The organism is Microbacterium sp. zg-B185 (genome assembly GCF_030246885.1).
In the GTDB taxonomy this organism is placed as follows: domain Bacteria; phylum Actinomycetota; class Actinomycetes; order Actinomycetales; family Microbacteriaceae; genus Microbacterium.
The window spans coordinates 1,956,926-1,970,100 of the sequence record NZ_CP126739.1; the positions used below are offsets into that span (position 1 = coordinate 1,956,926).

The following is a 13,175-nucleotide window of genomic DNA, read 5'->3' on the forward strand; positions in this document are numbered from 1 at the left end:
GACGCGCCAGCATCCGACCCTTTGATTCTACAGGGTCCCGCCGCCGCGCCGGGTGGCCGGGACCCGCTCCGACCACGTCGGAGTGCATTCCCAGGAGGCGAGGCCCGATGGCCGCGGACCCCACGACCACCCCCGACCGGGGACTGCTGCGACGATTCGTGACGTGGCTGCCGGCCCGCGTGGACCGTCGCGTCATCACGGCGGCCTGGGCGAGCCTGGTCGTGCAGGTGGGCATCGTCGGCACCGGCGGCCTGGTCCGGCTCACCGGGTCGGGGCTGGGCTGCCCGACGTGGCCGCGCTGCACCGACGATTCGCTCGTGCCGACCGCCGAGATGGGCATCCACGGCGTCATCGAATTCGGCAACCGCATGCTGACGTTCATCCTCGTGATCGTGGCCGTCACCATGTTCGTGTTCGTGGTCCGCATGCGCCGGGAGCGCCGCGATCTGTTCTGGCTGTCCCTGGCGATCGGCCTGTACGTGCCCCTTCAGGCGATCATCGGCGGCATCACCGTGCTGACCAACCTCAACCCCTACGTCGTGGGATTGCACTACTTCGCCTCGGTCATCCTCGTCGGCCTCGCCACCGTCCTGGTGCAGCGCGTCTACGCCGCGCCCGGTCCCCGTGTGCGCGCCGTCCCCGGCTGGTATGCCGCGACCGCGCACCTGACCAGCCTGCTGGTGGCGGTCACGGTGATCGTGGGCATCCTCGTGACCGGATCGGGGCCGCACGCCGGGGACGGCGGCGCGGCGCGGAACGGCCTGAATCCGGAGTTCATGCAGCACGTGCACTCCTGGCCGGCCTACGCGCTGCTCTTGGTCACGCTCGTGCTGCTGGTCGGCGCCGGTCGCACTCCCCCGCACCTGCGGCTGCGACTGTGGGTAGGTCTGCTGCTTGCGGTCGAGGCGGCCCAGACCGCGGTGGGCCTGTGGCAGGCACGCGCCGGTCTGCCCATCGTGCTGGTGAACATCCACATGGTGCTCGCGGTGCTGCTGGTTGCGGCGATGACCGCCGTGGTGCTGCATCTCAAGGCGAGTGCCCAGGCTCCGGCCGATGTGCCGGCGTACGCTGGCTCGGTCGGAACCGCTTCCGCTGCCTCCCGTCAGGACTCATAGCGGGTTCATCGGATTCGCACACGTGCGATTCGCCCGGCCGCACCAGGCTGGGCGGATGCCGCGGCGCACGCCATCGTCCCGCGCACACCCCCGACACCCATCGAACCAAGGAGTTCCCGCATGACTGCACGCCCCAGCCTCGTCCGCAGCATCCCGTTCTGGATCCTGCTGGTCGGCTCCCTCGCCACCGGCGTCCTCGGCGCATGGCTCACCGTCGACAAGCTCGCCGTGATGTCCACCGCTCTGACCGCCGGCACCGCGACACCGGTCGACGTCTACGTCGGCCAGGTGTGGGCGATCGTCGGCGGCATCCTGATCGCGACCGGACTCGTCGGACTCGCCCTCGCCCTCGTCGTCGCCGTGGTGCGCTCGTTCGTTCCCGCCACCGACGTGGAGATCATCGAGGCGCTGGACTGGTCGGCAGAGGACGATGCCCACGACGACGTCCCCGCAGCGGAGTCCGAGCACGTCGCGGAGGCCGCGCCCCAGCGCTGAGCCGAAGACCTCGAAGGGGCGGGAGTGCGCACATCCGCGCATTCCCGCCCCTTCTGCTCGATACTGGCTCCGTGGACCCCGTCGGAACGATCACCTGGATCGTTCTGTTCGTCCTCACGACCGTCGCGATCACGGGCATCGTCGGCCGGCTGGGCTGGTCGGCCCCGGTCGCCCTGGTCGTCGTCGGAGGAGCGGTCTCGTTCATCCCGGGCGTGCCGGAAGTCGAGGTCCAACCCGAGCTGATCCTCTACGGCATCCTCCCGCCGCTGCTGTTCGCCGCGGCGATACGCACCAGCGTGATAGACGTGCGTGCGCGCCGGGACAGCATCCTGCTCCTGTCGGTTGGATTGGTCGCATTCACGGTGGTGGTCGTCGGGTTCGCCGCGTACGCCCTGGTCCCGGCGATCACCCTGGCGGCGGCGTTCGCGTTCGCGGCGGTGGTCGCACCGACCGACGCGATTGCCGTGACCGCGATCGCCGGGCGCCTGGGACTGCCGCGGCGCGTGGTCACCATCCTGGAGGGCGAGAGCCTGCTCAACGACGCCACCGCGCTGGTCGCGCTGAACGCGTCCATCGCGGCGATCGTCAGCTCCGTCACGCCGGCCGAGATCGGATTCGAGTTCGTCGTCGCAGTGGTCGTCGGGACCGGGGTGGGTCTGGGCGTGGGCTGGGCCGTCACGTTCGTGCGTTCACGGTTGCACTCGGCCGTCCTGGACACCAGTCTGACCTTCGTCACACCGTTCGCGGCGTTCCTGGTGGGCGAATTCCTGCACGGGTCCGGAGTCCTGGCCGTGGTCCTGGCCGGCCTGTATCTGGGCTATCGGGCACCGTCCGTCTCCTCGGCCGAAGCGCGGGTCGCCGAGCGGCTCAACTGGCGCACGATCAAGTTCCTGCTCGAGAACACCGTCTTCCTGTTCATCGGACTCAATCTCCAGGGGATCCTGCAGGGCGCCATCGCCACCGGCCCGGGCCTCTGGCCGACCGTCGGGATCTGCGTCGGCATCCTGGCCGCCCTGGTGGCCTCCCGCTTCGCCTGGGTGATGGGCACGACGCTGCTGTACCGGAAGGGGCCGCGGCGGCTGCGCGAGCGGGGCTGGGCCTGGCGCAACGGCGTCGCGGTCTCCTCGGCGGGCGTGCGCGGGGTCGTCACCCTGGCCGCCGTCTTCCTGCTGCCGAAGGAGACGCCGGGCCGGGAGTACCTGCAGTTCCTCGCGTTCGTCGTGGTGGTGGCGAGCCTGCTCGGGGGCCTCGCGCTACCGGCGATCATCCGCCGCCTGAACCTTCCGAAGCCCAGCCTGGTGCAGGAGCTGGCCGAACGGCGGCTGCTGATGGCCGAGGCCCGCCAGGCCGGAATCGATCTGCTGGACGCCCAGGAGCTGCCCGAGGAGGAGAAGCACGTCGCCGCGCTCCTGCGCACCGACGCGGGCTTCCTCGGCGAGACCCTCGTCGCGTACGGTCCGGACGCGTCCATCCCGCAGCTGGAGGCGAAATACCGCCTCCGCCGCGCGATGCTGGATGCCGAACGGGCCGCCGTGCTGAAGGCCCGCGCCGAGGGGCGCTATCAGGAGCCGGCGATCGTCGCCGCGCTGCAGGCGATCGACGCGGAGGAGACCGCGCTGCGCGCCCAGTTCCCGAAAGAGGGCGAACAGGCCTGAGCGGCCCGGCTCAGAACGGAAGCAGCGGGTCGACCGCGATCGCGACGAACAGGAGGGTGAGGTAGGTGATCGAGGCGTGGAACACCCGCATCGGCCGGGGCTCGGTCCCGCGCACGGCACGGCTGTACAGCCGGTGCGACTCGTAGATGAACCAGCCGCCGAAGACGATCGCCGAGACGGAGTAGACCAGCCCCATCCCCGCCACCGGGATCAGCAGCAGCGAGCACGCCACGGTCGCCCACGCGTACAGGATCACCTGAAGCCCGACCTGCGACCCGGAGCGCGTCGCCCCGAGCATCGGCACGTCCACGCCCTCGTACTGGTCCTTGTACTTCATCGACAGGGGCCAATAGTGCGGCGGCGTCCACAGGAACACCAGGGCGAACAGGATCATCGGCGTCCAGGTCAGCGATCCGGTGACCGCCGACCAGCCGATGACGACCGGGAAGCACCCGGCGATGCCGCCCCACACGATGTTCTGCTCGGTGCGGCGCTTGAGGATCATCGTGTAGATGACGACGTAGAAGAAGATCGCCGCCGCCGACAGGGTGGCGGCGAGCCAGTTCGTGGTGAACCAGAGCCACACGGTGGATGTCGCAGCCAGGGTCCACGCGAACACCAGCGCGCCGCGCGGCGAGACCTCGCCGGTCACCAGCGGGCGATTCGCCGTCCGCTGCATGTGGGCATCCATGTCCCGGTCCAGGTACATGTTGAACGCCGCCGCGGATCCCGCGCTCATCGAGCCGCCGAGCACGGTCGCCAGCACGAGCCAGATGTCGGGGAACCCGCCCTGGGCGAGGATCATCACCGGCACCGTCGTGACCAGGAGCAGCTCGAGCACGCGCGGCTTGGTCAGCGCGACGTAAGCCCGGATCGTACGGCCCAGCGAATGAGGTCGTACGGCGGACGCGTCCGCCGTCATCATGGTGTCCATCGCTCCCCGCTCGACCGCCTGAACCTGCCCTCCGAGTCTATGTCATTCGCGCCCGCTGGCTTCCGGCCCTTCGCTATGCTGAGACAACACGCGCCCTGCGCCGGCTGCTGCTCCCGATTGCGGCGCGGTCAGCGGACTCGGGTGCACTTCTTCTGAGAAAGGCGGCCCGGTGTCAGAACTGCGTTGGGATGAAATCGATCGGCGCGCGGTGGATACCGCTCGCGTGCTGGCGGCGGACGCGGTCGAGAAGGCGGGAAACGGCCACCCCGGGACGGCGATGAGCCTCGCCCCTGCGGCGTACCTGCTGTACCAGCGGGTGATGAACCACGACCCGGCCGATGTGCACTGGCCCGGCCGGGACCGGTTTATTCTGTCGGCGGGTCACTCGTCGCTGACACAGTACGTGCAACTCTATCTGGGCGGTTTCGGACTCGAGCTGGACGACCTGAAGTCACTGCGGACATGGGGGTCGAAGACCCCGGGACACCCCGAGTACGGCCACACCGAAGGCGTCGAGATCACGACGGGTCCGCTCGGTCAGGGCCTGGCCTCTTCGGTGGGCTTCGCCTACGCCGCCCGCTACGAGCGCGGCCTGTTCGATCCGGACGCGGCGGCCGGCGAGTCCCCTTTCGACCACTTCATCTATGTCATCGCCAGCGACGGCGACCTTCAGGAGGGCGTCACCAGCGAGGCGTCCTCCCTCGCCGGTCACCAGGAGCTGGGCAACCTGGTCGTGCTGTACGACGCGAACCAGATCTCCATCGAGGACGACACGAACGTCGCCTTCACCGAGGACGTCGCCAAGCGGTATGAGGCATACGGCTGGCACGTGCAGACGGTGGACTGGAAGAAGACCGGCCAGTACGTCGAAGACGCCGCGGAGCTGTTCGCCGCGCTCGAGGCGGCGAAGAGCGAGACCGTCAAGCCCTCGATCATCATCCTGAAGACCATCATCGGCTGGCCCTCGCCCGGCAAGCAGAACACCGGCAAGATCCACGGCTCCGCCCTCGGCGCCGACGAGCTGGCCGCGACCAAGAAGGTGCTCGGCTGGAACCCCGACGAGAGCTTCGTCGTGCCCGCGGACGTGCTCGCGCACACGCGTGCTCTCGGTGAGCGCGGCGCGACGGCGCACGCCGAGTGGCAGGAGCGCTTCGACGCCTGGGCGACGGCGCACCCCGAGCGCAAGGCGCTGTGGGATCGCGTGAACGCCCGCGAACTGCCCGAGGGCATCGCCGCGGCGCTGCCGAGCTTCGAGCCCGGAAAAGACGTCTCCACGCGGGCCGCGTCCGGCGCGGTCATCAACGCGCTGGCCGCGGAGCTACCCGAGCTGTGGGGCGGGTCGGCAGACCTTGCCGAGTCGAACCTCACCACCATCAAGGGCGCGAACTCGTTCATCCCCGAGGAATGGTCCACGCACGAATGGAGCGGCGACCCCTACGGCCGCGTGCTGCACTTCGGCATCCGCGAACACGCGATGGGCGCGATCATCAACGGGATCGTCCTGCACGGTCCCACCCGTCCCTTCGGCGGCACGTTCCTCATCTTCAGCGACTACATGCGCCCGCCGGTCCGTCTGGCCGCGCTGATGAACGTTCCCAGCATCTTCGTCTGGACGCACGATTCGGTCGCCCTCGGTGAAGACGGCCCGACCCACCAGCCGATCGAGCAGCTGGCCGCGCTGCGCGCCATCCCGAACTTCACGGTGGTCCGCCCCGGTGACGCCGCAGAGACCGCGGTGGTCTGGCTGGAGATGCTCCGCCGGCACGCCGGGCCGGCCGGCATCGCCCTCACCCGCCAGAACATCCCCGTGTTCGAGCGCGGCCAGGGCGCGGCGTCGGGTGACACGCTGGCTTCGGCCGACGGTGCCGCGCGCGGCGCCTACGTCCTGGCCGAAGCACCGGCCGGAAGCCCCGATGTCATCCTCATCGCCACCGGCTCCGAAGTGCAGCTGGCCGTCGCTGCCCGCGAGACACTGGCCGCCGAGGGCGTGCAGGCGCGAGTGGTCTCCGCGCCGTCGCTCGAGTGGTTCGACGAACAGGACGCCGACTACCGCGAGAGCGTGCTGCCGTCTTCGGTGCGGGCGCGCGTGTCGGTCGAAGCGGGCATCAAGCTGCCGTGGCGGGCGCTGGTCGGTGACCGCGGTCGAAGCGTCTCGATCGAGCACTTCGGCGCATCGGCGGATTACAAAACCCTGTTCGAGAAGTTCGGCGTCACCGCCGAGGCCGTCGTCGAGGCGGCACGCGAGACCCTGAAGGAGAACTCATGAGCACCCCCACCGCACACCTCGTGGCCGAGGGCGTCAGCATCTGGCTGGATGACCTGTCCCGTGAGCGGATCGTCAGCGGGAACCTCGCCGACCTGATCGCCACCCGCAACGTGTCGGGGGTCACCACGAACCCGACGATCTTCGCCGGCGCGATCGGCTCCGGCAGCGAGGCGTACACCGGTCAGCTCGGCGTGCTCGCCGGCCGCGGCGCGTCCGCGGACGAGGCGATCTTCGAGATCACCACCGACGACGTGCGCGCTGCCGCGGATGTGTTCCGGCACGTCTACGACGAGACCCACGGCGTGGACGGTCGCGTCTCGATCGAGGTCTCCCCCGACCTCGCGCACGACACGGACGCGACCATTGCGCAGGCCAAGGAGCTGTGGGCCAAGGTCGACCGCCCGAACATCCACATCAAGATCCCCGCGACCAAAGCGGGTCTGGCTGCGATCACCGAGGCGATCGGCTCGGGGATCTCGGTCAACGTCACGCTGATCTTCAGCCTGGAGCGATACGCCGACGTCATCGCCGCGTACCTGGCCGGCCTCGAACAGGCCAGCCAGGCCGGGCACGACCTGTCCGGCATCCACTCGGTGGCGTCCTTCTTCGTCTCACGGGTGGACACCGAAGTCGACAAGCGCCTGACCGCGATCGGCACCGAGGAAGCCGCGGGTCTGAAGAGCCTCGCCGGCGTCGCGAACGCCCGCCTGGCGTACGAGCTGTTCGAACGCGAGTTCGCCACGGACCGGGCCCGCGCCCTCGTCGATGCCGGCGCCAACGTGCAGCGGCCGCTGTGGGCCTCGACGGGCGTGAAGGATCCGGCGCTGCCGGACACGCTGTACGTGACCGAGCTGGTGGCCCCCGGCACGGTGAACACGATGCCCGAGAAGACCCTCGAGGCGACCTTCGATCACGGCGTCATCGCCGGGGACACGGTCACCGGCGCCTATGCCGGCGCGCACGAGGTCTTCGACCGTCTCGCCGGCGTCGGCGTGGACTTCGCCGAGGTCACCGAGGTGCTCGAGGACGAGGGCGTGCAGAAGTTCATCACCTCCTGGCACGAGCTCCAGGACACGGTGAAGGCCGCTCTCGAGGCAGCGCAGTCCGGCGCATGAGCTTTGAGATCCATCTCACCGGGCATGTCAAATCCGTCGTCCGCGAGACGCTGCCAGGCCTGATCGCCGATCTCGTCGCGTCCGGCATCACCGCCGGCGACGCGTCGCTGTGGGGTCCGGATGCCGAAGCCGAGGCATCCGGGCGTCTGGGGTGGGTGCAGGCGGTCTCCGTCTCGCGGCCACTCGTCCCCGAGATCGAGGCGCTGCGCGCCGAGCTGCGCGCGCGGGGCGTGACCCGGATCGTGCTCGCCGGCATGGGCGGCTCCTCGCTCGCGCCGGAAGTGATCGCACAGACCTCCGGGGTTCCGCTCGTGATCCTGGACTCGACCGCGCCGAGCCAGGTGCTGGCTGCGATCGATGGCGACGCGGCGGCCGGCGGTCTGCAGCAGACCGCCCTGGTGGTCTCCTCCAAGTCCGGCTCCACCGTTGAGACCGACTCCGCCAAGCGCGCCTTCGAAGCCGCGTTCGGGGACATCGGCATCGATCCGCTCGAGCGCATCGTCGTCGTCACGGACCCCGACTCGCCGCTGGACCGGGCCGCCCGCGCCGACGGCTACCGCGTGTTCAACGCGGACCCGACGGTCGGCGGACGCTACTCGGCGCTGACCGCCTTCGGACTGGTGCCCGCGGGACTGGCCGGTGCGGACATCTCCGAACTGCTCGACGAGGCGGAGGCTTCGCTGCTCGAGGTCGCGATCGACAGCGCCGACAATCCCGCGCTCGTCCTGGCCGCGGCCATCGCCGGCGGCGAACCGCGACGCGACAAGCTGGGCCTGATCACCGACGGCACCCACATCGTCGGCCTGCCGGACTGGATCGAGCAGCTCGTCGCCGAGTCCACCGGCAAGGAGGGCACGGGCATCCTGCCGGTCGTGCTGCTGCCGGTATCGCCCGAGGCCGAGCAGACGCCCCCGGACATGCAGATCGTCCGCTTCGTGGACGAGGCCAACGAGTTCCACTTCCGTGAGCGGCACGAGGGCGAGGTGCTGGTCAGCGGCTCCCTCGGAGCACAGTTCGTGGTGTGGGAGTACGCGACCGCGATCGCCGGGCGGATGCTGGGCATCAACCCGTTCGATCAGCCCGATGTCGAATCCGCCAAGACCGCCACCCGGGGGCTCCTGGAGGCGCGACCGGAGGCCACCGATCCCGCATTCGCGGTCGACGGCGTCGAGGTGCGGGTGTCCGATCCGGCACTGGCCGCCTCCGGCACGGTCGCGGATGTGCTGGACGCCCTGTGGGCACGGCTGCCCGCGAACGGGTATGTGTCCGTCCAGGCGTACGTGGACAGGCTGCGCCTGCCCCAGCTGCACGGACTGCGCGAATTGGTCGCGGCCGACTCCGGTCGTCCCACCACGTTCGGCTGGGGACCACGGTTCCTGCACTCCACCGGCCAGTTCCACAAGGGCGGCCCCGCAGTCGGGGTCTTCCTGCAGATCCTGGAGCAGACCGACGTGGATCTGGAGATCCCGGGGCGTCCCTTCACCTTCGGACAGCTGATCCAGGCGCAGGCGGCGGGCGACGCGGACGTGCTCGCCGCGCACGGCCGCCCGGTCGTCACCCTGACACTCACCGACCCGCAGGCCGAGGTGCTCACGCTGTTCGAGGCCGCGCAGTGACGGTCGAGATCTCGCGCGATCACAATCCGCTGCGCGACGCGGAGGATCATCGCCTCAATCGCATCGCCGGCCCCAGCGCGCTGGTGATCTTCGGCGTGACCGGCGACCTCTCCCGCAAGAAGCTGATGCCGGCCGTGTACGACCTCGCCAACCGCGGACTGCTGCCGCCGGGCTTCGCCCTGGTCGGCTTCGCGAGGCGGGACTGGGAGGATCAGGACTTCGCGCAGGTCGTGAAGGAAGCCGTCAAGGATCACTCCCGGACGGAGTTCCGGGAGGAGACCTGGGAGCAGCTGTCACAGGGAATCCGATTCGTCCCCGGCGAGTTCGATGACCCGAACGCGTTCGCCCGGCTGCGCGAGACCGTCGAGAACCTCGATCTGGAACGCGGCACCATGGGCAACCATGCGTTCTATCTCTCGATCCCCCCGAAGGACTTCCCGCAGGTCGCCAAGCAGCTGAAGGACTCCGGTCTGGTCGATGACACGGCCGATCAGCCCGAACGGTGGCGGCGGGTCGTCATCGAGAAGCCGTTCGGCCATGACCTCGCCTCCGCGCGTTCGCTCAACGACGCGCTCCGGTCGGCCTTCCCCGCGGATTCGATCTTCCGCATCGATCACTACCTCGGCAAGGAGACGGTTCAGAACATCCTCGCGCTGCGCTTCGCGAACGAGCTGTACGAACCGCTCTGGAACCGCAACTACGTCGATCACGTTCAGATCACCATGGCCGAGGACATCGGGGTGGGCGGTCGCGCCGGGTACTACGACGGCATCGGGGCCGCCCGCGACGTCATCCAGAACCACCTCCTCCAGCTGCTCGCACTGACCGCGATGGAAGAGCCGATCTCCTTCGACGCCCGGGATCTGCGCGCCGAGAAGGAGAAGGTGCTCGCTGCGGTGACACTGCCGCCGGATCTGGGCGCGTCCACCGCCCGCGGACAGTACGCCGGCGGCTGGCAGGGCGGCGAGGAGGTGCTCGGCTTCCTCGAAGAGGACGGCATGCAGCCGGACTCCACCACGGAGACCTACGCGGCCATCACTCTGGAGATCAACACGCGCCGGTGGGCGGGGGTGCCCTTCTACCTGCGCACCGGTAAGCGCCTCGGACGGCGCGTCACCGAGATCGCGGTGGTCTTCAAGCGTGCGCCGGAGCTGCTGTTCTCGCGCGGGCAGACCTCCGGGCTGGGCCAGAACGCGCTGGTGATCCGAGTGCAGCCCGATGAGGGCGTGACGATCCGCTTCGGCTCCAAGGTGCCCGGCGCGGGCGCCCAGGTCCGCGACGTGACGATGGACTTCGGCTACGGTCACGCATTCACCGAGGCCAGTCCCGAGGCCTACGAACGACTCATCCTGGACGTCCTGCTCGGCGATCCCCCGCTCTTTCCACGTCATGAAGAAGTCGAGCTGTCCTGGAAGATCCTCGACCCGATCGAGGACTTCTGGGAGAAGGAGGGCGGTCCGCTGGAGCAGTACCCACCCGGCTCCTGGGGGCCGGCATCCGCCGACGCCATGCTCGCCCGCGACGGACGCACGTGGAGGCGACCATGATCATCGACCTGCCCGACACGACCGTCAGCAAGATCTCCAAGGCGCTGGTGAACGTGCGCGAAGAAGGCGGGGCCGTGGCGCTGGGCCGCGTGCTGACGCTGATCATCGCCACGCGCCAGGGCGTCGAGGAAGAGGCCATCGAAGCGGCCAACGACGCGTCACGCGAGCATCCCATGCGCGTCATCGTCATCATGCTCGGCGATCAGAACAACGCGCCCCGCCTGGATGCCCAGATCCGCGTCGGCGGTGACGCCGGTGCCAGCGAGGTCATCGTCCTGAATGCGCAGGGACCGGTGGCATCCAACCATGACAGCCTCCTGACCGGCCTGCTCCTGCCGGACGCGCCCGTGGTGGCGTGGTGGCCCGCCGAGACGCCGGAGGTGCTCTCCACCTCTCCGATCGGACGCATCGCCCAGCGTCGCATCACGGATGCCTCGGCGCAGAAGGATCCGGCCGCATGGCTGGGCGCCCTGGGTGCCAACTACGCGCCGGGAAGCACCGATTTCGCCTGGACCCGCATCACGCGGTGGCGTGAACAGCTCGCCGCGGTGCTGGATCAGCCGCCCTACGAACCGGTCACGGCCGTCGAGGTCCGCGGCGCGTGGGATTCCCCGTCCACCGCCCTCTTGGCCGCGTGGCTGCGGCTCAAGCTGGATGTGGACGTCACCTACGAGTACCTTTCGCACGACGAGTGGCCCGGTGGCATCAAGTCCGTGCGCCTGGAGCGCCCCAGCGGTGTCACGCTCCTGGAGCGTCCGAGCCCGGCGCTCGCGGTCCTCACGCAGCCGGGGCAGCCCACCCATGACCTGGCCTTCCCACGTCGGAGCCTGCGCGAATGCCTGGCCGAGGAGCTGCGCGGCCTGGATCCGGACGTCCTGTATGGTCAAGTCATCACCGAGGGACTGGAACTCCTGGAACCGGCGACGGAGACCCATGGCTGAATTCGGCACCGAGAAGCGGGTTGTGATCAGCCCCGATCCAGCCACTCTCGCTGAGTCCGTCGCCGAACGGTTGATCCACCGTCTCGCCAAGCGCGCAGCCCACAGTCGTCCCGTCCACGTGTGCCTCACCGGTGGGTCGATGGGATCGGCGGTGCTGATGGCCGCGATGCGTCACCCGCGTCGGAGCAGGGTCGATTGGTCCGGTGTCCACTTCTGGTGGAGCGACGAGCGGTTCCTGGCGCGCGATGATGCGGAGCGGAACGAGCGGCAGGCGCGTGCGGCGTTGCTGGACTCATTGGAGATCCCGGCGGGGAACATCCACGCCGTCGCGGCGAGCGATGACGGGGTGGAGCTGGACGAAGCCGCCGACCGCTATGCGGCGGAGCTCGCCCGCTATCCGCAGAAGGACGGCACTCCGTGGCCGTCGTTCGACATCTGCTTCCTGGGCGTCGGGCCGGACGGGCACATCGCCTCGCTCTTCCCCGATCGACCGGAGATCCTGATCACCGATCGCGTCACCGTGGCGGTGCGCGATTCGCCGAAGCCCCCGCCGGACCGCGTTTCGCTGACCCGACCGGTCATCAACGGATCGAAGCGGGTGTGGCTGGTGCTCTCGGGCGCCGACAAGGCTTCCGCGCTCGGTCTGGCGCTGGCCGGCGCCAGCTACTCGAGCGTCCCGGTTGCCGGGGCCAAGGGCCGCAAGCGCACGGTCTTCTTCGTCGACCAGGCGGCGGCATCACAGGTTCCGCCCGAACTGATCGACCGGGAGTATTGACGCGTCGCGGATCAATGCGAGCGAAGCCCGCGTTGATGCGCGACGGGTCAAGATCGAGTAGGCGCGCCAGCGCCGTATCGAGATCCCGTCCGCGGGGATCTATTCCAGGCCGCGGCGCTCCCGCAGCTGCTTGAGGGCGTCATCCAGGAGCGCTTCGGCCTCTTCCTCGGTACGACGTTCCTTCACGTACGCGAGGTGCGTCTTGTACGGCTCGGATTTGGCCAGCGCCGGCGGGTTCTCCTTGTCGCGCCCGGCCGGGAGGCCGGAGTGCGGGGAGTCGATCGTGTCCGGGATCTCCTCTTCGGGAATCCCGGCCGCGAAGTAGCGGACGGTCTCGTTGCCGAGGGCGTCCCAATAGGAGATGGCGATGCGCTCGGCGTGGAATCCGTGATCCTGCTCACCCATGGGACCCGCACCGACGCGGGTGCCGCGGATCGCATTTCCTCCGCTGGCCATCAGACGCTCTGGAACTTCGTCAGGAGACCGAGGGCCACGATCGCGACGAACCAGGCCAGCGCCAGGACGACCGTGAACCGGTTCAGGTTCCGTTCGGCCAGACCCGAGGAGCCCAGCGCCGATGTCATGCCGCCGCCGAACATGTCCGACAGCCCTCCACCGCGTCCTTTGTGGAGCAGGATGAGAAGTGTCAGCAGCAGGCTGGTGATGCCCAGGAGCACCTGCAGGACGAACTCTAGGATCTGCACAGATCTAAGCCT

Annotated in this window: 12 protein-coding genes; 9 read left to right on the forward strand and 3 right to left on the reverse strand. The window is 69.3% G+C overall.

The window, feature by feature from the left end; all coding sequences use genetic code 11:
* Nucleotides 1–107 precede the first annotated feature (107 nt).
* The 3 genes from QNO12_RS09440 to QNO12_RS09450 all read left to right on the forward strand — a co-directional run bounded on the left by QNO12_RS09440 (nucleotide 108) and on the right by QNO12_RS09450 (nucleotide 3,265).
* Nucleotides 108–1,115, forward strand: a complete 1,008-nt coding sequence (locus QNO12_RS09440; RefSeq protein WP_257502502.1) for a COX15/CtaA family protein — start codon at nucleotides 108–110, stop codon at nucleotides 1,113–1,115.
* A 120-nt stretch (nucleotides 1,116–1,235) separates the two neighbouring features.
* Nucleotides 1,236–1,610 carry a dinucleotide-utilizing enzyme gene (locus tag QNO12_RS09445; RefSeq protein ID WP_257502501.1) on the forward strand — a complete coding sequence of 125 codons (375 nt, stop codon included), beginning with the start codon at nucleotides 1,236–1,238 and terminating at the stop codon, nucleotides 1,608–1,610.
* Between the two features lie 71 nt (nucleotides 1,611–1,681).
* Nucleotides 1,682–3,265: a Na+/H+ antiporter gene (locus tag QNO12_RS09450; RefSeq protein WP_257502500.1), complete on the forward strand. Its 1,584-nt coding sequence runs from the start codon at nucleotides 1,682–1,684 to the stop codon at nucleotides 3,263–3,265.
* 10 nt (nucleotides 3,266–3,275) lie between these two features.
* Here the strand turns inward: QNO12_RS09450 and QNO12_RS09455 are convergent, their stop codons facing one another.
* On the reverse strand, nucleotides 3,276–4,190 hold the full coding sequence (locus QNO12_RS09455) for a heme o synthase (RefSeq protein WP_257502636.1): 915 nt from the start codon (nucleotides 4,188–4,190) through the stop codon (nucleotides 3,276–3,278).
* A gap of 178 nt (nucleotides 4,191–4,368) precedes the next feature.
* Here QNO12_RS09455 and tkt point away from each other — a divergent pair, with 178 nt between their 5' ends.
* From tkt to pgl, 6 genes are read left to right on the forward strand one after another with little or no spacing between them, the layout of a single operon-like run.
* Nucleotides 4,369–6,465: a transketolase gene (gene tkt / locus QNO12_RS09460; RefSeq protein WP_257502499.1), complete on the forward strand. Its 2,097-nt coding sequence runs from the start codon at nucleotides 4,369–4,371 to the stop codon at nucleotides 6,463–6,465.
* Nucleotides 6,462–7,580 carry a transaldolase gene (tal, locus tag QNO12_RS09465; protein ID WP_257502498.1) on the forward strand — a complete coding sequence of 373 codons (1,119 nt, stop codon included), beginning with the start codon at nucleotides 6,462–6,464 and terminating at the stop codon, nucleotides 7,578–7,580. The genes tkt and tal overlap by 4 nt, the downstream gene beginning before the upstream one ends.
* A complete protein-coding gene (locus tag QNO12_RS09470) occupies nucleotides 7,577–9,196 on the forward strand; it encodes a phosphoglucose isomerase-related protein (RefSeq protein WP_257502497.1) in 1,620 nt (539 codons plus the stop codon). The genes tal and QNO12_RS09470 overlap by 4 nt, the downstream gene beginning before the upstream one ends.
* Nucleotides 9,193–10,743, forward strand: a complete 1,551-nt coding sequence (zwf, locus tag QNO12_RS09475) for a glucose-6-phosphate dehydrogenase (protein WP_257502496.1) — start codon at nucleotides 9,193–9,195, stop codon at nucleotides 10,741–10,743. The genes QNO12_RS09470 and zwf overlap by 4 nt, the downstream gene beginning before the upstream one ends.
* Complete coding sequence (locus QNO12_RS09480; protein WP_257502495.1) at nucleotides 10,740–11,684, forward strand: glucose-6-phosphate dehydrogenase assembly protein OpcA; 945 nt, start codon at nucleotides 10,740–10,742, stop codon at nucleotides 11,682–11,684. Before zwf ends, QNO12_RS09480 begins: the two co-directional genes overlap by 4 nt.
* Entirely contained in the window at nucleotides 11,677–12,459 is a 783-nt protein-coding gene (pgl, locus tag QNO12_RS09485) for a 6-phosphogluconolactonase (RefSeq protein ID WP_257502494.1), read from the forward strand. Before QNO12_RS09480 ends, pgl begins: the two co-directional genes overlap by 8 nt.
* A 99-nt stretch (nucleotides 12,460–12,558) precedes the next feature.
* On the opposite strand, the gene QNO12_RS09490 is transcribed toward pgl, so the two are convergent.
* Both QNO12_RS09490 and secG read right to left on the reverse strand, forming a co-directional pair.
* Complete coding sequence (locus tag QNO12_RS09490) at nucleotides 12,559–12,915, reverse strand: RNA polymerase-binding protein RbpA (protein ID WP_257502493.1); 357 nt, start codon at nucleotides 12,913–12,915, stop codon at nucleotides 12,559–12,561.
* Entirely contained in the window at nucleotides 12,915–13,163 is a 249-nt protein-coding gene (gene secG / locus QNO12_RS09495) for a preprotein translocase subunit SecG (protein WP_257502492.1), read from the reverse strand. The genes QNO12_RS09490 and secG overlap by 1 nt, the downstream gene beginning before the upstream one ends.
* Nucleotides 13,164–13,175: the final 12 nt, after the last annotated feature.